Below are 20,742 nucleotides of genomic sequence, written 5' to 3' on the forward strand. Positions count from 1 at the left end.
ATAGCGTGTGGTGAGGCCTACCGAGCCGCGCTCGTGGACGTGTCGGTACCGGAGACACTGGACCGGCCCGGTGACGAGTCCGGGGCGCCACTGGAGCTGGAACCGCCACCACCGGTGGTGGTTGTCGTCGGCGGGTTCTCGGTCGACGGCTTCGGTGTCGTGGTGGGCGGAGGCGTGGTCGGCGGCGTCGTCTTCGTCGAGGAGGGCGGCAGCTTCGTCGGCGAGGGATCCGGGCCAGGGCCCGGACCGGGGCCGGGGCCCGGGTTCGGGTTCGGCGGCACCACCGGGGGCGGGGTGACGACGCTGGTCGTCTCCTTGCCGTCCGGGCCGACCGAGGTCACCGTGGTCGGCGGCGGGGTGGAGCTGGAGGCCGCGCCGGGGACCGGCGAGCCGCTGACGGTCATCGGGCCGCCGGGGACGGCGTTGCCGGGGACCAGCTGGACACCGGCGGGCGTGCCCTGCCCGCCGGGGACGCCGGTGCCGCCCGCGGTGGCCGAGACGCCGGGGCCCGCCAGTTCGGCGATCGCGGCGAAGGCCGTCGCCACCACGAGGCCGCTGACGCCGAGTACGGCGTAGCCGGCGCGGTTGAGCTTGCCGGTGGCGCCGCGCGGGGGTGCCACGGACACGCGTGCGCTCGAATCAGACCCGTCGGGACGGGGCATGTGCTGGCTCCTCGGATGGGGGACTTCGGGGAGTTGAAACGGCTGATGAGAGAAACAGCGCGCCGTCTCCGGCTACCCGGGCGAGGTAGCCCAAAGTGGGGACCCGGCGCGGAGATTATCACCGCCGCTTCACCGTCTGCGAACGACGGCGAACGTTGTGTTCACCCTCCGCGTTCATTCGGATGGTGCACGATAGGTGTCGTGAGTGAGGAAGAAACGCACATCAGGCTGACAGCGTGGGTGCACGGCCGGGTCCAGGGTGTCGGTTTCCGCTGGTGGACCCGCAGTCGGGCGCTCGAGCTGGGGCTCGTGGGCAGCGCGGGCAATCTGGCCGACGGCCGTGTCGAGGTGGTAGCGGAGGGTGTCCGTGAACACTGTGAGCGGCTTTTGACCGCTCTACGGTCGGGAGAATCACCCGGTAGTGTGGATCGCGTCGTCGAGCGCTGGTCGCCGGCGAAAGGCGGGATCCGCGGGTTCGTGGAGCGCTGAAGCCCCCGCGTCCCACGATCACCCTGAGCGCACAGGTAGCCTGGCCCGATTGAACGACCGGTTCCCGCAGCCTAGAGGGGTCAGCACGACGTGCACCTGAAGAGCCTGACGCTCAAGGGCTTCAAGTCCTTCGCCTCGGCGACGACGTTGCGTTTCGAGCCGGGCATCACCTGTGTGGTCGGGCCGAACGGCTCCGGCAAGTCGAACGTCCTCGACGCGCTCCGCTGGGTCATGGGCACCCAGGGCGCGAAGGACCTGCGCGGCGGCAAGATGGAGGACGTCATCTTCGCCGGGACCACCGGCCGCGCCCCGCTCGGGCGCGCCGAGGTCACGCTCACCATCGACAACGCCGACGGCGCGCTGCCCATCGAGTACTCCGAGGTCTCGATCACCCGCCGGATGTTCCGCGACGGCGCGAGCGAGTACGAGATCAACGGCGACCGCTGCCGTCTGATGGACGTCCAAGAGCTGCTGTCGGACTCCGGTATCGGCCGCGAGATGCACGTCATCGTCGGGCAGGGGCAGCTTTCGGCGATCCTCGAATCCAAGCCCGAGGAGCGCCGCGCCTTCATCGAAGAGGCCGCCGGCGTCCTCAAGCACCGCAAGCGCAAGGAACAGACCCTGCGCAAGCTCGCGAACATGCAGGGCAACCTCGACCGGCTCGGCGACCTCACCACCGAGCTCCGCCGCCAGCTCAAACCGCTGGGCAAACAGGCCGAGATCGCCCGCAAGGCGCAGTGGGTGCAGTCCGAACTGCGCGACGCCCGGCTGCGGCTGTTCGCCCACGACCTGGTCACCCAGCGCTCGGGCCTCGCCAAGGAAGAGGCCGACGAGCGGGTCGCCCGTCAGCGCCGGACCGAGGTCGAGCAGGCACTGGAGATCGTCGCCGCCGAGGAAGCCGAGCTCGAGGCCTCGCTCGCCGAGGACGCGCCGCGCCTGGCCGCGGCCCAGGAGACTTGGTACAAGCTTTCCGCGTTGACGGAGCGGTTGCGCGGCACCGTGCGGCTCGCGCTGGAGCGTCAGCGGCACCTGTCGTCCGACGTGCAGCAGGCGAGCACCGGCCGCGACCCCGACGAGCTGCTCGCCGAGGCCGAGCACGTCGCCGAGCAGGAGCAGGAGCTCAACGAGGCCGTCGCCGAGGCACGCATGGTGCTTTCGGAGACCGTCCAGAAGCGTGAACAGCTCGAACACCTCGTCCAGGCCGCCGAGCGCGCGCACATGGCCGCCGTCCGCGCCATCGCCGACAGGCGGGAAGGGCTGGCGAAACTCGCCGGACAGGTCGAGGCGCTGCGCAGCAAGAACGGTGCCACCTCCGACGAGATCGACAGGCTCACCGTGTCGCTCGAAGAGGCCGCCGAGCGCGCGGAGATCGCCGTCGAGGAACTCGAAGAAGCCAAGGCCGAGGGCGGCGTCGAGGAATCCGACGACGTCGACCTCCAGGCCCACCACGACCGCACGGTGGAGGCCAACAACGCCGCCAAGGCGCGGGTCGAGGAACTGGTCAAGGCCGAGCGGACCGCCGAGCGCGAGATTGCGTCGGAGAAGGCCCGCGTCGAGGCGCTGTCGATGGGCTTGCGCCGCAAGGACGGCGCCGGGGCGCTGCTCGGCGCGCAGCACGAACTGCCGGGACTGCTCGGCTCGGTGGCCGCGCTGCTCACCGTCGAGGCGGGCCACGAGGTCGCGCTGGCCGCGGCGCTCGGCCCGGTCGCCGACGCGGTCGCGGTCAACGGCGGCGCCGACGCGCTCGCCGCGTTGAAGTTCTTGAAGGACAACGACTCCGGCCGTGCGGGCATCCTGCTCGGCGGACTCGGGTCCGTTGTGGACACCAGTGCTTGGCCGTCGCTGCCCCAGGGCGCGCGCTGGGCACGCGAAGTGGTTTCGGCGCCGCCCGCACTGCGCTCCGCCGTCGAGCACGCGCTCGACCGGGTGGCCATTGTGGACGGTCTGGAGTCCGCGCGCCGCCTCGTCGAGGTGTATCCCGAGGTCAGCACGGTCACGCCCGAGGGCGACGTCTTCGGCGCCCGCTGGGCTGTCGGTGGTTCCGCCCGCAGCGAGAGCGTCATCGAAATCCAGGCCGCCGTCGACGAGGCGGGCGACCGGCTGCACGCCGCCGAACGTGCGCTGGAACGCGCCGCCGCGGAACTCGAAGGCGCCCGCGCCGGACAGCAGGCCCGGCGCGAAGAGGTCGGCAGGGCCAAGGACGCCCTCGGTGACGCGAAGGTCCGCAAGGCCCGCTCGTCCGAGCGCCTGAACCGGATGCAGCAGGCCGCGCGTGCCGCGCAGGCCGAGATGGACCGGCTGAGCAACCAGCGTGCCAAGGTGGAGCAGAGCCGCGAAGAGGCGCTGCGGCAGCTCGCCGAGCTCGAAGAGCGGCTGGCCGCCGTCGCCGATCAGGAGATCGACGAGGATCCGGACACCGCCGAGCGCGATCAGGCCGCCGAAGACCTCGGCACGGTCCGCCAGGAGGAAATGGAGTCCCGGCTCGCGCTGCGCACCGCCGAAGAGCGCGCACGGAGCATCCAGGGCAAGGCCGAATCGCTCCGCCGTGCCGCGCACGCCGAGCGGCAGGCCCGTGAACGCGCCGAAAAGTCCAGGGCGGCAAGGAAACGCGGCGCCGAGATCGCCAACGCGGTGGTCAACGGCGGCGAGATCGCGCTGGAGCGCATCGAGGTTTCCGTGCAGCGCGCCGCCCACGAACGGGACGAGGCGCAGGCGCAGCGGCAGTCGCGGGAGACCGCGCTGACCCAGGTCCGCAGCAAGGTCCGCGAGCTGACCGGCGAGCTGGAGAAGCTCACCGACGCCGTGCACCGCGACGAGGTGCTGCGCGCCGAGCAGCGGTTGCGCCTGGAGCAGCTCGAAACCAAGATCGCCGAAGACTTCGGCATCGGCCTCGAGGACCTCGTCTCCGAGTACGGCCCGGACATCCCCGTGCCGCCGAGCGCGGGGGAGATGGCCGAGTACGAGGCCGCCAAGGAACGCGGCGAAGACGTCACCCAGCCGCCGCCGATGCCGTTCGACCGTGACACCCAGGCCCGCCGGGCGAAGCGCGCGGAGAAGGACCTCAGCCTGCTGGGCAAGGTCAACCCGCTGGCGCTGGAAGAGTTCGCGGCGCTGGAGGAGCGGTACAAGTTCCTCTCGACCCAGCTCGAAGACCTCAAGGACACCCGCAAGGACCTCGAAGCCGTCATCAAGCAGGTCGACGAAAAGATCCTCGAGGTCTTCGAGTCGGCGTACGAGGACGTCGCTCGCGAGTTCGAGACCGTGTTCAGCGTGCTGTTCCCGGGCGGTGAGGGGCGCATGGTGCTCACGCAGCCCAACGACCTGCTCTCCACCGGCGTCGACGTCGAAGCGCGCCCGCCGGGCAAGAAGGTCAAGCGGCTCTCGCTGCTCTCCGGTGGTGAGAAGTCGCTCGTCGCCGTCGGCATGCTGGTGGCGATCTTCCGCGCCCGGCCTTCGCCCTTCTACGTCATGGACGAGGTCGAGGCCGCGCTCGACGACACCAACATGCGACGGCTGATCGGGCTGCTGGAGCAGCTGCGGGACTCTTCGCAGCTGATCATCATCACCCACCAGAAGCCGACCATGGAGATCGCCGACGCCCTGTACGGCGTTTCGATGCAGGGCGACGGCATCACCAAGGTGATCTCGCAGCGGCTCCGGACCTCGGAAGAGGATCCGGTTCCTGCCTAGCGGGTGAGATGAAAGGCCCGTTACTTGCAAAATTTGCAAGTAACGGGCCTTTCATAGCATTCCGGGGCCTAAACCGAAGAGGACTCCTTCACGTCTTCGGCGAGCGGGTCCGCGCTGCTGTGCCGCAGCGAGAGCAACCCGCCCACCACGAGCGTGATCACCACGCCGCACAGCGTGTACCAGGGCCAGGCCAGCGCCACCGTGTTCCCCGACGCCTTGCTGAAGTCGACCCCGATCAGGCTGCCGTCCGGTTTGTTGAACTTGACGCCCAGGATGATGAACGCCATCACGACCACCGTCGACACGAACGCCACGATCGCGTCCACCTGCCTGGCCCGCTTGAACAACAGGCCCAAGAGGAACGCGCCGAGCAGCGCGCCGTAGGTGTAGCCGGTGATGCCGAGCGCCTGCACCACGATCGGATCGGCCGAGGTCTTGTTGGAGGAGGCGAAGAAACCCGCGCACAGGATCAGCGCGCCCGCCCAGACGATCGTCCAGATCCGGCCGTGCCGCAGCCTGTCGGCTTCGGGCAGCTGCCTGCCGATCACCCGTTCGTAGACGTCGGTCACCGTGGACGAGGCCAGTGCGCCGAGCGACGAACTCAGTGCGGCGGCGAGGATCCCGGCGATCACGAAGCCCGACAGCCCGCTCGGCAGATCGTTGACGATGAAGTTCGCGAACAGTTCGTCCTTGTTGGCCAGCCCGAGGCCCTCCGGCTTCGGCTTGGTCGGGTTCAGGCCGTTGTACAGCGCCCACAGCAGGACACCGATGAACAGGAACAGCGCGAACTGGATGAACACCACGAAACCGCTGGCGACCAAGGCCTTCCGCGCGGCGCGCAGGTCGTTGGTGGACTGCAGGCGTTGCACGATCAGCTGGTCCGAGCCGTGCGACGCCATCGAGAGCACCGCGCCGCCGATCACCGCGGTGAAGAACGCGTACTGCCCGGTGAGCATGTTCGAGGAGAAGTCGAAGATCTGGAACTTGTTGGCGTCGACGGCCTTGCCGAACCAGCCGTCGGGCAGCCTGCTGGAGATCGCCCAGATCACCACGACCGCGCCGAGGATGTACCAGAGCATCTGGATCGCGTCGACCCAGACGACCGCGCGGACCCCGCCGAAGAAGCTGTAGAGCACCATGGCGATCCCGAGCCCGATCACGATGGTCCAGTACGAGACGGTCAGGCCGTAGGCCGCCATCACCACCTTGATCGGGATCGCGGTGGCGAACAGCCGGATCCCGTCGGCCAGCGTGCGGGTGAGCAGGAAGGTCACCGACGCGGTGCCCTGCAGTCCGCTGCCGAACCGTTTCCCCAGGAAGGCGTACGCGGTGACCAGGTTGCCCGCCACGTAGCGCGGCAGCAGCACCATCGACACCACGATCCGGCCCGCGATGTAGCCGATCGCCAGTGCGAGGTACGTCATCCCGCCGTCTCCGGGGGCGGCGATGTAGGCCACCGTCGGCACGGAAAGCACGGTGAGGGTGGAAGTCTCCGCGGAGACCACCGAAAGGCAGGCCACCCACCAGGAGATCTTGCCTTCGCCGACGAAGTAGTCCGAGCCGGATTTCTGTTTACCGCCGATCCAGACGCCCAGCAGGGGCATGCCGACCAGAAAAAGCCCGATGATCGCGAGGTCAAGTGCGCGCATCCGTATCTCCTATCGCTCGCCGGTCGTCGCCGCCACCCGTAGGCGGGTCACGGTTGAGGTATGCGGGGCGGGGAGCCGCAGGGGGCCCGCGCCCGGGGTGATGCTGCCGAGCAGCCGGTCGCCCCGGGCACCGGTCGCCGACGGGAGGTTCCCCGGGACGCCGGACCAGGTCAGCCAGCCGAGCAGAATGGTCAGGTATGCCTCTTTGCCCGCGCGCGGCAGCCCGTGGTCGTCGCTGGTCTTCACCGCCGTGCCGGGAAGGTTCCTGGCGAGCGCGGCCATCAGCGCCGGGTTGTCGGCGCCGCCGCCGGAGACGATCAGCGTGGCGATGCCGTGGCGACGGCATTCCGCGGCGATCGTCACCGCGGTCAGTTCGGTCAGTGTCGCCAAGAGGTCTTCCGCGCCGACCGGCGGGAGCCCGTCGAGTGCGGTGTCGAGGTATTCGCCGTGGAACAGTTCCTTGCCGGTCGACTTCGGCGGCGCGGCCGCGTAGTACGGGTCGAGCAGGAGCTTCGCCAGCAGATCGGGCCGGACGTTGCCCCGCATGGCGAGCGCTCCGTCGACGTCGGCACGCCTGCCGGTGGCTCGGTGCGCGGCGATGTCCATCAGGGCGTTGCCGGGGCCGGTGTCGTAGGCGAGGACGTCCCCGTCAGCGTCGTCAGCGTTGTTTGCGGGGACGACGGTGATGTTCGCGATACCGCCGATGTTGAGCGCCGCGACCGGTCCGGAGGCCGCCATTTCCCGGAGCCACAACGCGTCCAGGGTGCTGGCGAGCGGTGCGCCGTGCCCGCCCGCGGCGACGTCGCGCACGCGCAGGTCGGCCACCACAGGCAGTCCGGTGCGCTCGGCGATCCACGCCGCGTTCCCCAGTTGCAGCGTGCCGCGGGCGGTGCCGTCCTCGACCCAGTGGAACACCGTCTGGCCGAGTGAGGCGACGACGTCGGCCTCGCCGCCGGCCAGTTCCTCGATGCCGCGTGCCGCCGCCTCGCCGAACGCCTGTCCCACCAAGGTGTCGAGTTTCGTCAGTTGTTCGGCGCTGCAGGGATTCGGCGGGAGGGCGCCGAGCAGTGCTTCCCGAAGCGCTTCGGGATAAGGGACCTCGAACTGGCCGAGCGGGGAAAGCACCACCGTGTCCCCGTCGGCGCGCAGTTCGGCGGCCGCCACGTCGATCCCGTCGATCGAAGTGCCGGAGATGAGTCCGATCATCCGGACCCCAGTGCCGGAGAAAACCGTCATTTGGAGTGGTCTAGCCCTCGTGCCGGAGACCGCGCAAGCGACACCGTTTCTTCTTGTCCGAAATGAGTCCTATCCAGTGGGTGCTTGACAAGATCGGCTTGCTTCCCGTGGGGCGTCTACGTCGGGCCGTGTGCGGATGCGAGGATTGGCGCCGTGTCGAGCACCCCCTGGTTCTGGATCGTTGTCGTTGCCGTCGTGGTACTGGTCGCCGTACTGGTGACCGGGCTGCTCATCGCGCGCCGCCGCCGGATCAGCCTGGACGAATCCCAGGCTGCCGAGGCCGTCGAGCGCCAGAAGCCGAAGGGTGGCGGCTATACCGCGACCGGCGGGATCGCGCTGGCTCCCGGTGGTGAGAAGACCGAAGAGGCCGAAGAACCCGAGCACCCGGTCGAGGACCGCCCCGAGACGGACGGCCAGCCCGCCGTCGGGGACGACGCGGCGGTGCCGAGGGATTCCGCGCAGCGCACGGTGCGCGACGTCGAACTGCCCGAACCGGCCGAGGAAGCCGCTCCCTCGCCGGTGGAAGAGATTGCCCCGGCGACCGGGCGCCTGGAGCGGCTGCGCGGCAGGCTGGGCAAGTCCCGTTCGGTGTTCGGGCAGAGCCTGCTCGGCCTCCTGGGGGCAGGCGACCTGGACGAGGACTCGTGGCAGGACGTCGAAGACACGCTGCTCATGGCGGACCTGGGCGCCGCGACGACCACCGAGATCGTCGAGCGCCTCCGTGACGAACTGAAGCGCCGCGCCGTGCGGACGTCCGAAGAGGCGCGCACGGTCCTGCAGGAAGTGCTGACGGCCGCCCTCTCGACCGACGCGGTCCGCGCCGTCCGCGCGTTGCCGCACATCGTCGACGGGGCGAAGCAGCCCGCCGTCGTCCTGGTCGCCGGGGTCAACGGCACCGGCAAGACGACCACCACCGGCAAACTCGCCCGGGTGCTCGTCGCGCAGGGGAGCACCGTCGTGCTCGGCGCGGCCGACACCTTCCGCGCCGCCGCGGCGGACCAGCTGCAGACCTGGGGCGAGCGGGTGGGCGCGGAGGTCGTGCGCGGCAAGGAAGGCGCGGACCCGGCCGCGGTCGCCTTCGACGCCGTCAAACGTGGCACCGAGGCGGGCGTGGACGCGGTCCTGATCGACACCGCCGGCCGTCTGCACACCAAGACCGGCCTGATGGACGAGCTCGGCAAGGTCAAGCGAGTCGTCGAGAAGCAGGCGAAGGTCGACGAGGTGCTGCTGGTGCTCGACGCCACCACCGGGCAGAACGGGCTGATGCAGGCCCGCGTGTTCTCGGAGGTCATCGACGTCACCGGCATCGTCCTGACCAAACTGGACGGCACCGCGAAGGGCGGCATCGTCTTCCAGGTGCAGCGCGAACTCGGGGTGCCGGTCAAGCTGGTCGGCCTCGGCGAGGGGCCGGACGACCTGGCCCCGTTCGAACCGGGCGCTTTCGTGGAAGCCCTGCTCAGTAGCTAGTGAGTGCTATGAAAGTCCCCTTCATTGCAAATTTTGCAATGAAGGGGACTTTCATAGCACGGGGTCAGACCGTGACAGGGACGTTCTCGCCGGTCCCGACCGCAGCGGTCTTCTTGTCCCGCATCACCACGAAGGCGACCACCGCCGCGGCCAGCACGCCCACGGCGCTCACGAGGAACGTCGTCGACATCGCCGAGGTGAACGACTCGCGTGCCGCGGTGATGAGGCCGCCGTCACCGGTCGCAAAGGCGTCACCGATCGAGAGCCGCGCCTGCGCCGGGGCGGAAGCGGGCATCTGCGAAGTGAACAGGCTGGACACGATGCTGCCCAGGATCGCGATGCCGAGCGCCGCGCCCAGCTGCTGGATCGTGTCGTTGAGCGCGGAGCCGACACCGGCCTGCTCCTCGGGGACCTCGCCCATCAGCGCCGCGATCGCCGACGGCATCGCCAGCCCGCCGCCGGCGCCGAGCAGGAACAGCGCGATCGCCGGGAGCAGGAAACCCGAGGTCGTCGACAGCGTCGCGAGCAGGCCGAATCCGGCGGCCATCACGGTCATCCCGGCCGCGGCCAGCACGCGGTTGCCGACCTTCTGGCCCAGCGTGGCGCCGAGGGTGTTGCAGAGCAGCGACGCGATGGCCATCGGGATGAACGCGAGGCCCGCCTGGGTCGGGGTGTAGCCGAGGACGTACTGCAGGTACTGGGTCAGGAGCAGCAGCAGTCCGCCGTTGCCGATCTGCACCAGCGTGAGCGACAGGCTGCCGCCGCTGAAATTGCGCTTGCGGAACAACTTGAGCGGGACCATCGGCGACGGCGTGTGCCGTTCCCAGCACACGAAACCGGTCAGGCTCGCCACCGCGATCACCAGCGGGATCAGGGTTCCGGCCTCAGTGATGCCGTGCTTGGGCAGCTCGATGATCGTCCAGACCAGCGCGACCATCCCGGTCGCGGACAGGACGGCGCCGAGCGGGTCGGGCTTCTGCCACGGGCCTTTCGATTCCGGCATCAGGGTGAACGCGGCGATCACGGCGATGACGACGATCGGCACGTTGATCAGGAACACCGCGCCCCACCAGAACCACGCGATCAGCACGCCGCCGAGTACCGGACCGCCGATCAGGCCGAGCATCGCGACCGCGCTCCACGCCGCCATTGCCTTGCGGCGTTCGGCGTCGTCGAAGACGGTGATCAGGATCGACAGCGTGCTCGGCATGATCAGCGCGCCGCCGACCCCCATCACCGCGCGGGACAGGATCAGTTCGAACGGGTTCCCGGCGAACGCGGCGACGAGTGAGGCCACCCCGAACAGGAGGAGGCCGATGATCATCACCTTCCGGCGGCCGAACCGGTCACCGAGGCTTCCCGACGTGAGCAGCAGCCCGGCGAACACCAGGATGTAGGAGTCGAGGATCCACTGCGTGTCCTGCGCGCTCGCCCCGAGGTCGTCGGCCAGCGGCGGCACGGCGACCGTCAGCACCATGTTGTCCACGACCAGCACGAGCGTGCTCAGGCACAGCACGATCAGAATCCACCAGCGGCGCGGATCGCGTCCTGTCGTCTCGTTCATCGTTACCCCCAGAGGTGGTTGCGTACGTTGTTCTGCTGTTGCGCACACTGTACGCAGAACGCGAGAGCGTTCGCAAGGGGGTACGTCGTGCGCTACAGTGGGCCGCATGTCAGCCGAAGAACAGCCGATCCAGTCGGTATGGACCCGCCCCCGCCGGAAACGGGACCAGCCCGCGTTGAGTCAGGCGCAGATCGTCGCCGAGGCCGTCCGGATCCTGGACGTCGAAGGCGTCGACGCGCTGAGCATGCGGAGGCTCGGCACCGCGCTGAACGCGGGCGCGACGTCGCTCTACCGGCACGTGGCGAACCGTGACGAGCTGATCGAGCTGGTCGTCGACGAGGTCTACGGCGAGATCGCCGTGCCGGACAGCGAAGATCCGGCGCGATGGCGCGAAGCGGCCGTCGTCGGGGCGGAGAGTGTCCGCGCGATGATCCTGCGGCACCCGTGGGTCGCTTCACTGCTCGGCTCGGTCGGCCTGTCGTATCTCGGGCCGAACGTCATGCGGCTCAACGAACGGCTGCTGGCCGTCTTCGTGACCGCGGGATTCCCCGGCGAGGAGGCCGACCAGGCGATCAGCGCGGTCATCTCCTACGTCATCGGCATGGGGACGACCGAAGCGGCCTGGCTCACGACGGTCGCGAAGAGCGGGCGAAGCGAGAGTGAGTGGGCGAAGCAACTACGCCCTGCCGTCGAGGCGGCCGCGCAGGAACATCCGCATCAGCGAAAGCGGCTCGTCCAGGACGACGTCGAAGCCGACCCGGAGCGGCTTCGCGATGAGAAGTTCCGCTACGGGCTGGACCGGATGCTCGACGGTCTGGAGACCAGGCTCAAACGGTGACCCCGTCACGCGAAAGGGTCGAACCGAGCGAGGTCGCGATCCGCTGGACGACGGGCGCGATCCGCTCGACGGCCTCCATCGTGAGCCGCCCCGAAGGGCCGGACACCGAGACCGCCGCCGGCACCGGCGCGCCTGGGACCGCGACGGCCACACAGCGGACGCCCAGTTCCTGCTCGGCTTCGTCGAGCGCGTAACCCTGCTGGGCGATCTTCGCCAGTTCGCGCAGAAGCGCGCCCTGTTCGGTGAAGGTGTGCTCGGTGTACGAGGGCATGCCGGTCCGCGAGAGCAGGGCTGTGACGTCGTCGGACGGCAGGTGCGCGAGCATCGCCTTCCCCACGCCGGTGCCGTGCGGCAGGAGCCGCCGTCCGACCTCGGTGAACATCCGCATCGAGTGCTTCGAGGGCACCTGGGCGACGTAAACGACCTCGTCCCGCTCCAGGACCGCGAGGTTCGCCGTCTCGCCGACCTCGTCGACCAGTTCCGCGAGCAGCGGCCGCGCCCAGGAGCCGAACTGCATGCTGGCGTTCTCGCCCAGCCGGATGAGCCGTGCGCCCAGTGCGTACCGGCGGTTGGTGTTCTGCCGGACGTAACCCAGGTCCACCAGCGTCCTGATCAGCCGGTGGATGGTCGGCATCGGGAGCCCGGACAGGGTCGCCAGCTCCGAAAGACTGGCTTCGCCTCCGGTGTCCGCGAGATGTTCGAGGAGGTCGAAGGCCCGCTGAAGTGACTGGACGCCGCCGTCGCGCCCGTTCTTCTCCGCTGCCACCGTGGTGCTCCTTACGTCGGCGTTGATGTTCCGCTATGCAGAAACTATAGTCCGTCATGTAAAACCGTAGGGACGTCTTGTATTAGGGATGTCACTGTTTATCCGGAACTCGGGGTGTTTCTCATGTCTGAAGCTCAGGTGCTCGGCGATCCGGTCGAGCGCGGGGACGAAATCCTCACGCCGGAGGCACTCGCCTTCCTCGCGGGTCTGCACGAGGCTTTCGCCGGCCGTCGCGACGAGCTGCTGCAGGCCAGGAGCAAGCGCCGTGAGGAGGCCAGGGCCACCGGCAAGCTCGACTTCCTGCCCGAGACCAAGGAGGTCCGCGAGGGCGACTGGAAGGTGGCCGAGGCCCCGCCCGCGCTGCGCGACCGCCGGGTCGAGATCACCGGCCCGACCGACCGCAAGATGACCATCAACGCGCTGAACTCCGGCGCCAAGGTCTGGCTCGCCGACCTCGAGGACGCCAACACGCCGCACTGGGCGAACGTCGTCTCCGGCCAGGTCAACCTGTACGACGCCGTCCGCGAGACCATCACGCTGGAAAGCGGCGGCAAGAGCTACGCGCTCAAGGACGACGTCGAGCACGCGACCATCGTCGTCCGCCCCCGTGGCTGGCACCTCGACGAGCGAGGCCTGTCCTTCGGCGGGCGCCAGGCCGTCGGCGCGCTGGTCGACTTCGGCCTGCACTTCTTCCACAACGCGCAGGAACTGCTCAACCGCGGCAAGGGCCCGTACTTCTACCTGCCGAAGATGGAGAGCCACCTCGAAGCCCGGCTCTGGAACGACGTCTTCACCCACTCGGAGAAGACGCTCGGCATCGAGCACGGCACCGTCCGCGCGACCGTGCTGATCGAGACCATCCCGGCCGCGTTCGAGATGGACGAGATCCTCTACGAACTGCGCGAGCACGCCTCCGGCCTGAACGCCGGCCGCTGGGACTACCTGTTCAGCGTCATCAAGTACTTCCGTGACGCGGGCGAGAAGTTCGTGCTGCCGGACCGCAACTCGGTCACCATGACCGCGCCGTTCATGCGCGCGTACACCGAACTGCTGGTGCGCACCTGTCACAAGCGCGGCGCGTTCGCGATCGGCGGCATGGCCGCGTTCATCCCGAACCGCAAGGACCCGGAGGTCACCGCCGCGGCGCTCGACAAGGTCCGCGCGGACAAGAGCCGTGAGGCGGGCGACGGCTTCGACGGTTCGTGGGTCGCGCACCCGGGCATGGTCGAGATCTGCCGCGAGGAGTTCGACAAGGTCCTCGGCGACAAGCCGAACCAGCTCGACCGGACCCGCGACGAGGTGTCCGTCACCGCGGACCAGCTGCTCGACGCGGCTTCGACACCGGGCGGCGCCACCGCGGCCGGTCTGCGCGCGGCGGTCGACGTCGGCATCCGCTACATCGCCTCCTGGCTGAGCGGGAACGGTGCGGCGGCGATCCACAACCTGATGGAGGACGCGGCCACCGCGGAGATCTCGCGTTCGCAGGTCTGGCAGTGGGTCCGCAACGGCACGCAGCTCGACACCGGTGACAAGGTGACCGAAGAACTGGTGCGTGGTGTACTGGCCGAGGTCCGCGGCGAACTCGCCGCCGAGATCAAGCCGGAGCTGCTGGAGCCCGCCGTCGAGCTGTTCGAGCAGGTCGCGCTCGCCGACGAGTTCCCGGACTTCCTGACACTGCCCGCCTACGAACGGATCAAGTAGACAGATGGGGAACGGGCGGCTCACCGAGGACGTCTACACCGCCGCCGACGCGCGCCTGGCCGAGGCCGACGCGCGTGTCGCGGCGAAGTATCCCGGCGAGCCGCCCGGCCGCCAGCCCGTGCACACCGTGTACGTGCCCGCGTCGCGGTACAAGACGCGGCTCGTGGCGGACTGGGGCAAGCAGGCCTTGCGGGTCTTCGGCGAGCACGCCGATCAGTTGGGCCTGGACGCGGACATCGCCGACCGGGTCAGGACCAAACTCCTGACCGAGCCGATCGAGGATCTGCGGATCGACTTCGAAGACGGCCTCGGCAGGCCGGGCGACGAAGAGGAGGACGCCACCGCGCTCGCCGCGGGGCGGACCCTCGCCGTCACGGGCGGGACGCCGTTCGTCGGTATCCGGTTCAAGAGTTTCGAGCAGGCGACCCGGCGCCGCGGCATCCGCACCCTCGATCTCTTCTTGGCCGGACTGCTGGAAAGCGGGCCGCTGCCGGAAGGTTTCGTCGTCACGCTGCCGAAGGTGACCGCCGTCGAGCAGGTCGAAGTGGCGGCGGACGTCATGGAACGCCTCGAATCCGCGTACGGCCTGCCCGAATCCGCGCTGCGATTCGAAGTCCAGATCGAGACGGCACAGTCCATTGTGGACGTCGACGGGACGGTGGCGGTACCGCGGATCATCGAAGCCGCGCGCGGCCGGTGTTCGGGGCTGCACTACGGGACCTACGACTACAGCGCCGGTCTCGGGATCAGCGCCGAGTACCAGAGCATGGAGCACCCGGCCGCCGATTTCGCCAAGCAGCTCATGCAGGTTTCGGCCGCGGGGACCGGTGTCCGGCTTTCGGACGGCTCGACGAACAAGCTGCCCGTCGGTGACGCGATCCTCCCGGCCTGGCGCGAACATCTGCGGCTGGTGCGGCGATCCCTGGAGAACGGCTTCTACCAGGGCTGGGATCTGCATCCGCATCAGTTGCCGACCCGGTTCGCCGCGACCTACGCGTTCTTCCGCGAGGGTTTCCCGGCGGCCTTGGGACGGTTGCGGGATTACGCGGACCAGACCGGGCGCGGTGTGCTCGACGAGCCGGCGACGGCACAGGCCTTGGCGAGTTTCCTGCTGCGCGGCTTGGACTGCGGGGCCGTGGACGCGGGGGAGCTCTCGTTCACCAGGCCCGAACTGGACGGATACGCGCGGCGGAGCGTGTGAGGAGCGGCTGAGCGAGCGCCTTTCGTGGCAGACGTTCGCTCAGCCGCTCCTCGCCCGGGCGGTGTCAGTCGGCTGAGCCGCGGCCGGGTGTTTCCTCGGGGTGCGCGGACTTCGCGACGAGCACCAGCATGGCGAGCTGGCCTGCGATCGTTCCCGCCGTCGCCCACACCGGAAAGGCGGCCGGAACCACCTGCAACGTGAGCGCCGGGCCGAGGACGGCTCCGAGCACCAACAACGTGTTCAGGATCGTCGCGAGGAGCCGTCGGGTTTCGGTGGCGGGCACCGCCGCTTCGGCCTTCAGCTCCGTCGTTTCGATCCTGACCCTGGCGAGCGGGGTCGGTGTCTCGTCCCAGCTCGGTACTGCTTCCACGGGCGCGGTCTCTCCCGGGCCCTCGATTTCGGCAGCCATGCGCATGCCCTTTCCAGCCCAGTCAGGCGAGCCGGGATTGGCGCGTCAAGCTGGGGACCACTTTGATCCGGAGGCACCCCGATACCTGCCTCCGTCTCCCCTCAAATCGACGGCTTACGAGCCCCTCGCACGCAAGCCGCTTTCCCTACCTGCCGGATCGACGAAGTGAGTGGTCGCACTTCTCATCCGCCGCATGGGACGAACGTCGGTCTGACGAGGCCCACTGTAGGGCCGTCCCGAGCGACGCCGCAACCCATCTCACACATTTTCACTGCGGAAAATGTGGTTAATACGCACCTACTGTGTCAGCATGGAGGTGCGGCTCGGGGCCGCAGGGGAAGGGAGCGCGTATGCCATCGGTCGAGGAGACCGCGACCGGCCGCCCCGCGGTGGTCGATCGCGTCAATGTCGCGCTGATCGCCGAGGCGGTCGACGCGCTGGGCAAACTGCAGGAGCGCACCGGGCTCAAGAAGGTCGACCTGGTCAACCGCGCGTTGCTGATCTACGAGTTCGTGGACGCGGAACTCCGCGCGGGCAAACAGGTCGTGCTGCGGGATCCGGACGGACAGGATCAGCTGGTCAAGATCTTCCTTTGAGCGTTTTTCGTGCCGTGGTACCGCGTGAGAACCTCGTCCATCCGGAGCGCGGTGGAGTAGGTGCGCAACGGCAGGCGCAGATAGTCGCCGAGCTCGGGTCATGCCGAGGAACAGGCCCCGGATCAGGATGTTCCCGTAGCCCGACACTTCGGGGTCCAGTCCGACGCCGAGGTCGAACATCGGCGCGATTCTGCCGTCGACCCGCGCACTGCCCCGCAGTGCCTCGATGATCGGGACTTTCGCAACGGTGCCGATCTTGTTTCTTGAGTGACCGGGTCTTGGCGTCGAAATCGGGGTCCGGGTGCCCGTCGAAGGTGCTGGCCTATCTGACTTCTGTGGAGGACTCGGGGCGCGGGTAGGTGCCGGGTTTGCGGTAAGGCGCCGATCGGTGGAGTCCCAGCGCGTCATGGTTCGGGTGGCTGTGGTGCCGTCACCCTGGTCTGCCGTGGTCGGTTCGGCGCCAGGGTGTCGATCCCGTGGGTCGTACTCGCTCGCCCGGCTATCACGGACCACTGCCCGCGCGCCTATCCCTCAATGAGCTCCGGACCGACCACTGATGCGCTCGGTGCCTGTGGACATGCCGAGGGGCCCGTCGCCGGTGTGGCTGGCGGGCTCTCGGGTCAAGCGTGGGTGTTACGCCGCGATCTTCTTAGCGGGTCCAAGTACTGGGGTGGGATGAACTCCGGTAACCCGTCAGTTGTCATCCGGACTTCCCAATCGCCGTGGTGGATCAAGCGGTGGTCAATCATGTCATTAATAACAGTCCTTTGACCTGCGCAAACGAGCTGTCCGCTAGCTCGCGAGGAGCCGCCCGGCCCCGGTCGTCCCAAGGGCGGGCGGCTCAACTCTGGCACTCATGCTTGCCGCAGGTGGATCAAAGCAGCTGGATCGTCAAGGACCGCTCCCCACCTTGGTTCCGCATGTCCCGGACTGCGTGAAACCGGGGGCGGTGACTTTAACGGCGTTCATGACTGGCTGTGCGTGCTGGCTCACCACTCGGCGATAGGCTCGTACTTGGTCGCTGCCGCTTCCAGCAGGGCAGACACCCGCTTGGCGCACGCGCCGAATATCAGGCAGTACGCCAACTCCGTCGATGCCGTCATGATCGCTCGTTCCTCCACGGCCTTCACGAGGCGATCGACCCAACGGACTTTGCACATCTCGACTCTGAACGAGGAGCTGTCGTGCTTGCGGCAACCGCCGGGTGCGCCGCTCGTGATGATCCTGATCCGCAGACCGCGACGAGTCCGCGTGAAGTGACATTCCGCCACCTGCAACAAGGCGGTTCCAAGTGTCGTCGTCCTTATCCGCTCTAACTCGTCGCTCAGACTGTCTTGGAACACATACCTCACGGCGTCGCCGTGCGGAGAATCGTACCGCTCCCAGCCCCGGTAACCCATGTAAAAGTCATTGACCTCAACGAACTCATCCCACGGCATGGAATCAAGTTCTTGCTTAGGGTCTCGGCTATTCATGGCCCGGGTATCCGCTCCGTATTTCCGCGTCGTTCCGGCAGCGGCGGTCTCGGCAACAGTCGAGGCCAATGACACTGGCAGCCGCCAGAACAGCAGCTTGATAGCCAACGCGGGCACTTCGAACGCTTCTCCTGGAGCGCACGGGTGCGGGATCGCAAGGCTTGATTAGAAGTTTCTGTCATCTTCCGGCCAATCGCGAGTACCGACGGATAAGCGGCCACTGCATTCGTTCGCGAACGCGAGCGCATTAAACGCAAGATTGATTGCAAACTCCCTGGCCGACCGTGTTTCATGCCTTCGCACCCCTGCTGTAAACACGACTTCGGTCACCCCGTCCGAAAGTACAAGACCCGGGAGTGCGCCGTGATAGTGGGACACAAATTGAGACAACGTCTGGCCATTCACTTCAACTTCGAAACGGTCGGGCGCCATCGCTGTCATGATGCATTATCCGAGGGGGGCACCTGTGGAACAGGTGGATTTGACGTGTCATAAAGTGGCGAATCCTGAAGGTCGGCGTGGTCTGTCAGCAAGTTGGCCAAGTCGGAGAGCATTTTGGAGTACTGGCGCTGCCTCTCCGTTGTCATCTGTCCGGTACGTAGGGCTTCGCTAATTCCTTTGGCGCGACTGCTGACAGCGTTAAGTGAGTCGATAAGAGCTACGGTTTCAGGTGTCATGCGACACTTCCTTTAGTATTGGTCGAATGGGACCCATGAAATGCAAGTCGGCCGAGTTCTCGTGCCTAGCCATTCCAACAATGCACTACGCGCGTCCGAAACTGGAATCGCTGCCGTCCGTGGAAACATCGAACTTATGACACCGTTGAAGATGAGGTTTGCCTCAGGAAGTGGACGCCGGGGATTGAATGAGTTTGCGACCGGCATTTCCTTGTCGTCGTGGTCCATGTAGTTCAGAGCGGCAAAGCCAATGGACGGACGGACGCTAACCCGGAACTGATGATTTGGAAACGGCCCGTACTCCTTACTTCCATAGAACTCGATGTCGCCAATTGAGAGCGTGGTTTCAGAAGAGATGTGCTCTATTGTCAAGATCTCTTCTATGAGCGCGACTGATGTAGCCATTCCGCGTGTGACTCGGCCGACGCCAGAGGACAGCGACGCCGTGACAACCAATGTATGCATGTCACCGTTTCAGTCGTTCGGAGCCGGTCTCGGACCTGCTGGGCTTACTTCGACCTACAGTCAGGGGGCATGGCGCGGCGATCTATATCAAACTGGGCATGCGGCATGCCGGATTCGGCATATCCGCAGGTAGAGGGCCTACTTGCCGCGTTGTGACCTTCACACGGTGGTGATGGCAGGTAGCGCTAGGTAGGCTGGCTAGAGAGTGCTACCTACGCTGGTCAGGGGCTGATCGGCTTGAACCTCGGCAAGGGGGATCGCATGAGTACGCCTGGTGGAACACGGAGCTGCCCGGAGTGCGGAACCTTGCTGGCCGCCGATAACACCGCCCGAATGTGCAGCAAGTGCCTTAGGGATCAGCGTGACCAGCTCCGAACTCCTCCCACACAGTTGCGAAACGAGTTTTTCCAGACTGATGAGTTTCGAGCTGCGTTTGCGAGTCAACACATTGGAAAGGTTTTCAAAGCCTACCGGAACCATCCGCGCCACCGTCAACTTTTTGGCAAGGCTCTCAATCAGGAGTTGCTAGGCCGATGGCTGGGGCTTACTCAGGCTCAAGTAAGCAAGCTTGAGAATGGCAAGGCGGAACAAAACCTTGACGCTCTCCGGGGTTACGCCAAGAAGCTGCACTTGCCGCAGCAGCTTCTTTGGTTCGACTTTCCGGGGCAGAGTCGACTGACATTTCCGCAAGCTTCAGAATCAAAGAACCTAATTGTTTCCGCCAGTGAGCGTGACGAACTTCTGGTCGTTAACACGGGAATGGACACACTCGAACTGCTGCGGCGGCTGAGGGCATCCGACATTAACTCGTCGACAATCGATGCAGTAAGCATTACCGTAGAGCAATTATGCTGCGACTATCCGCACACGGACGCGCGGACACTGATGATTAAAGGTAAGAACTGGCTAGGCCAGATGACGAACTTGCTTGAGAATCGTCTGTCACTTGCGCAACATCGCGAGGTTCTCAGCAAAGCGGGAACCCTGGCATTGCTCGTTGGATGCCTTGAGTATGACACCGGCGATTCCCGCGCGGCAGAGGCAACACGCCGCATGGCGCTTGAACTAGGCAAAGAAGCCGGGGATCAGGGAATTGTCGGGTGGGCACATGAAATGCGTGCATGGTTTAATCTGACAGCTGGCAATTTTCGCGCTGTGATTGCGGCTGCCGAAGAGGGAATCTTGGCCGCACCTTCCCACTCTGTTGCTGTTCAGCTGTACGGCCAACAGGCGAAGGCGTATGCGCGTATGGGTAAACCTGACGACGTTCGTCAAGCGCTGGATAGCGGCAGTGCCCTCTTGGATAAACTTCCTTACCCAGAGAGGTCGGACAACCATTTTGTGGTCGATCCGGATAAGTGGGATTTCTATGCAATGGACACCTACCGAATTGTGGGCGAGGATCGACTCGCGCAGCGCAACGCAGAAGAAGTGATCCGCCGAGGTGTCAGCCCGGAAGGTGTCCAGCTGTCCCCGATGCGCGTAGCCGAAGCTGAGTTGACGCTAGCTGTCATTGCCGCAAGGCGCGGAGACGTCGAGGAAGCGGCAGAGCTAGGACTACGGGCGCTCCAGGGTGGCCGTCAGAGCCGCCCAACACTGTTGATGGTGTCGGCTGAACTGGACGATGAGCTGGCGACCTACGGCACTGGTGCGGGCAGAGACTTCCGCGACGTGCTCGCCGAGATCAAGCGCGCACCCAAGGGCAATATTCCACCCAAGAATATTTAGTCAGTTCAGTATTCTTTCTCAGAATGTTCGATCAGATTGACCTGCTATCGACCTGCGACTATTCGCGGGTGACATAGTTTATTCCCTGCTCAACATAGTTGATGTGTCGCTCTGGCGCCTTACTTGATG

16 protein-coding genes and 1 pseudogene are annotated in these 20,742 nt (G+C 66.7%); 8 read left to right on the forward strand and 9 right to left on the reverse strand.

Features of this window, described 5'->3' with window-relative positions:
• Positions 1-17 precede the first annotated feature (17 nt).
• Positions 18-662: a hypothetical protein gene (locus ACLJRM_RS23060; protein WP_410664255.1), complete on the reverse strand. Its 645-nt coding sequence runs from the start codon at positions 660-662 to the stop codon at positions 18-20.
• Between the two features lie 201 nt (positions 663-863).
• Here ACLJRM_RS23060 and ACLJRM_RS23065 point away from each other — a divergent pair, with 201 nt between their 5' ends.
• A complete protein-coding gene (locus tag ACLJRM_RS23065; RefSeq protein ID WP_101609697.1) occupies positions 864-1,151 on the forward strand; it encodes an acylphosphatase in 288 nt (95 codons plus the stop codon).
• Between the two features lie 90 nt (positions 1,152-1,241).
• Positions 1,242-4,841 carry a chromosome segregation protein SMC gene (gene smc / locus ACLJRM_RS23070; RefSeq protein ID WP_410664256.1) on the forward strand — a complete coding sequence of 1,200 codons (3,600 nt, stop codon included), beginning with the start codon at positions 1,242-1,244 and terminating at the stop codon, positions 4,839-4,841.
• Between the two features lie 68 nt (positions 4,842-4,909).
• On the opposite strand, the gene ACLJRM_RS23075 is transcribed toward smc, so the two are convergent.
• Together ACLJRM_RS23075 and ACLJRM_RS23080 are read right to left on the reverse strand one after the other, a co-directional pair.
• The gene (locus ACLJRM_RS23075) at positions 4,910-6,490 is read right to left on the reverse strand and encodes a sodium:solute symporter (RefSeq protein ID WP_410664257.1); all 1,581 of its coding nucleotides are present in this window, start codon (positions 6,488-6,490) and stop codon (positions 4,910-4,912) included.
• A gap of 9 nt (positions 6,491-6,499) precedes the next feature.
• Entirely contained in the window at positions 6,500-7,726 is a 1,227-nt protein-coding gene (locus ACLJRM_RS23080) for an anhydro-N-acetylmuramic acid kinase (RefSeq protein ID WP_410664258.1), read from the reverse strand.
• Between the two features lie 153 nt (positions 7,727-7,879).
• On the opposite strand from ACLJRM_RS23080, the gene ftsY reads away from it, so the two are divergent.
• Positions 7,880-9,193 (forward strand): signal recognition particle-docking protein FtsY, encoded by a 1,314-nt coding sequence (ftsY, locus tag ACLJRM_RS23085; RefSeq protein ID WP_410664259.1) that lies wholly within the window; start codon positions 7,880-7,882, stop codon positions 9,191-9,193.
• A gap of 64 nt (positions 9,194-9,257) precedes the next feature.
• On the opposite strand, the gene ACLJRM_RS23090 is transcribed toward ftsY, so the two are convergent.
• Positions 9,258-10,757 (reverse strand): MFS transporter, encoded by a 1,500-nt coding sequence (locus tag ACLJRM_RS23090; protein ID WP_410664260.1) that lies wholly within the window; start codon positions 10,755-10,757, stop codon positions 9,258-9,260.
• Between the two features lie 106 nt (positions 10,758-10,863).
• Here ACLJRM_RS23090 and ACLJRM_RS23095 point away from each other — a divergent pair, with 106 nt between their 5' ends.
• Positions 10,864-11,595: a TetR/AcrR family transcriptional regulator C-terminal domain-containing protein gene (locus ACLJRM_RS23095; RefSeq protein ID WP_410664261.1), complete on the forward strand. Its 732-nt coding sequence runs from the start codon at positions 10,864-10,866 to the stop codon at positions 11,593-11,595.
• Here the strand turns inward: ACLJRM_RS23095 and ACLJRM_RS23100 are convergent.
• The gene (locus ACLJRM_RS23100) at positions 11,585-12,361 is read right to left on the reverse strand and encodes an IclR family transcriptional regulator (RefSeq protein WP_410664262.1); all 777 of its coding nucleotides are present in this window, start codon (positions 12,359-12,361) and stop codon (positions 11,585-11,587) included. The two genes, ACLJRM_RS23095 and ACLJRM_RS23100, sit on opposite strands and share 11 nt — an antisense overlap.
• A gap of 123 nt (positions 12,362-12,484) precedes the next feature.
• Between ACLJRM_RS23100 and aceB the strand changes: the two genes are divergently transcribed.
• Both aceB and ACLJRM_RS23110 read left to right on the forward strand, forming a co-directional pair.
• A complete protein-coding gene (gene aceB, locus ACLJRM_RS23105; protein WP_101609691.1) occupies positions 12,485-14,062 on the forward strand; it encodes a malate synthase A in 1,578 nt (525 codons plus the stop codon).
• Between the two features lie 4 nt (positions 14,063-14,066).
• The gene (locus tag ACLJRM_RS23110; protein ID WP_410664263.1) at positions 14,067-15,263 is read left to right on the forward strand and encodes a DUF6986 family protein; all 1,197 of its coding nucleotides are present in this window, start codon (positions 14,067-14,069) and stop codon (positions 15,261-15,263) included.
• 64 nt (positions 15,264-15,327) lie between these two features.
• Here the strand turns inward: ACLJRM_RS23110 and ACLJRM_RS23115 are convergent, their stop codons facing one another.
• Positions 15,328-15,672 (reverse strand): hypothetical protein, encoded by a 345-nt coding sequence (locus tag ACLJRM_RS23115; RefSeq protein WP_101613419.1) that lies wholly within the window; start codon positions 15,670-15,672, stop codon positions 15,328-15,330.
• 350 nt (positions 15,673-16,022) lie between these two features.
• Between ACLJRM_RS23115 and ACLJRM_RS23120 the strand changes: the two genes are divergently transcribed.
• Positions 16,023-16,268, forward strand: a complete 246-nt coding sequence (locus ACLJRM_RS23120; protein ID WP_101609689.1) for a hypothetical protein — start codon at positions 16,023-16,025, stop codon at positions 16,266-16,268.
• 38 nt (positions 16,269-16,306) lie between these two features.
• Here ACLJRM_RS23120 and ACLJRM_RS23125 read toward each other — a convergent pair.
• From ACLJRM_RS23125 to ACLJRM_RS23135, 3 genes and pseudogenes are all read right to left on the reverse strand, one after another.
• A pseudogene (locus ACLJRM_RS23125) lies at positions 16,307-16,563 on the reverse strand (ABC transporter ATP-binding protein); the annotation flags it as partial.
• Between the two features lie 694 nt (positions 16,564-17,257).
• Positions 17,258-17,851 (reverse strand): hypothetical protein, encoded by a 594-nt coding sequence (locus ACLJRM_RS23130; RefSeq protein WP_410664264.1) that lies wholly within the window; start codon positions 17,849-17,851, stop codon positions 17,258-17,260.
• Between the two features lie 581 nt (positions 17,852-18,432).
• Complete coding sequence (locus ACLJRM_RS23135) at positions 18,433-18,885, reverse strand: Imm1 family immunity protein (protein ID WP_410664265.1); 453 nt, start codon at positions 18,883-18,885, stop codon at positions 18,433-18,435.
• 261 nt (positions 18,886-19,146) lie between these two features.
• Between ACLJRM_RS23135 and ACLJRM_RS23140 the strand changes: the two genes are divergently transcribed.
• On the forward strand, positions 19,147-20,613 hold the full coding sequence (locus ACLJRM_RS23140; RefSeq protein WP_410664266.1) for a hypothetical protein: 1,467 nt from the start codon (positions 19,147-19,149) through the stop codon (positions 20,611-20,613).
• Positions 20,614-20,742 lie beyond the last annotated feature (129 nt).

The organism is Amycolatopsis sp. lyj-84, from assembly GCF_046549075.1.
Classification (GTDB): Bacteria; Actinomycetota; Actinomycetes; order Mycobacteriales; family Pseudonocardiaceae; genus Amycolatopsis.

Excerpts from the sequence above, each read along its gene's own strand:
- ACLJRM_RS23060 (WP_410664255.1), bottom strand. The coding sequence starts at position 662 with ATGCCCCGTCCCGACGGGTCTGATTCGAGCGCACGCGTGTCCGTGGCA.
- ACLJRM_RS23075 (WP_410664257.1), bottom strand. The coding sequence starts at position 6,490 with ATGCGCGCACTTGACCTCGCGATCATCGGGCTTTTTCTGGTCGGCATG.
- ACLJRM_RS23080 (WP_410664258.1), bottom strand. The coding sequence starts at position 7,726 with ATGACGGTTTTCTCCGGCACTGGGGTCCGGATGATCGGACTCATCTCC.
- ACLJRM_RS23090 (WP_410664260.1), bottom strand. The coding sequence starts at position 10,757 with ATGAACGAGACGACAGGACGCGATCCGCGCCGCTGGTGGATTCTGATC.
- ACLJRM_RS23095 (WP_410664261.1), top strand. The coding sequence starts at position 10,864 with ATGTCAGCCGAAGAACAGCCGATCCAGTCGGTATGGACCCGCCCCCGC.
- aceB (WP_101609691.1), top strand. The coding sequence starts at position 12,485 with ATGTCTGAAGCTCAGGTGCTCGGCGATCCGGTCGAGCGCGGGGACGAA.
- ACLJRM_RS23110 (WP_410664263.1), top strand. The coding sequence starts at position 14,067 with ATGGGGAACGGGCGGCTCACCGAGGACGTCTACACCGCCGCCGACGCG.
- ACLJRM_RS23115 (WP_101613419.1), bottom strand. The coding sequence starts at position 15,672 with ATGGCTGCCGAAATCGAGGGCCCGGGAGAGACCGCGCCCGTGGAAGCA.
- ACLJRM_RS23120 (WP_101609689.1), top strand. The coding sequence starts at position 16,023 with ATGCCATCGGTCGAGGAGACCGCGACCGGCCGCCCCGCGGTGGTCGAT.
- ACLJRM_RS23135 (WP_410664265.1), bottom strand. The coding sequence starts at position 18,885 with ATGCATACATTGGTTGTCACGGCGTCGCTGTCCTCTGGCGTCGGCCGA.
- ACLJRM_RS23140 (WP_410664266.1), top strand. The coding sequence starts at position 19,147 with ATGAGTACGCCTGGTGGAACACGGAGCTGCCCGGAGTGCGGAACCTTG.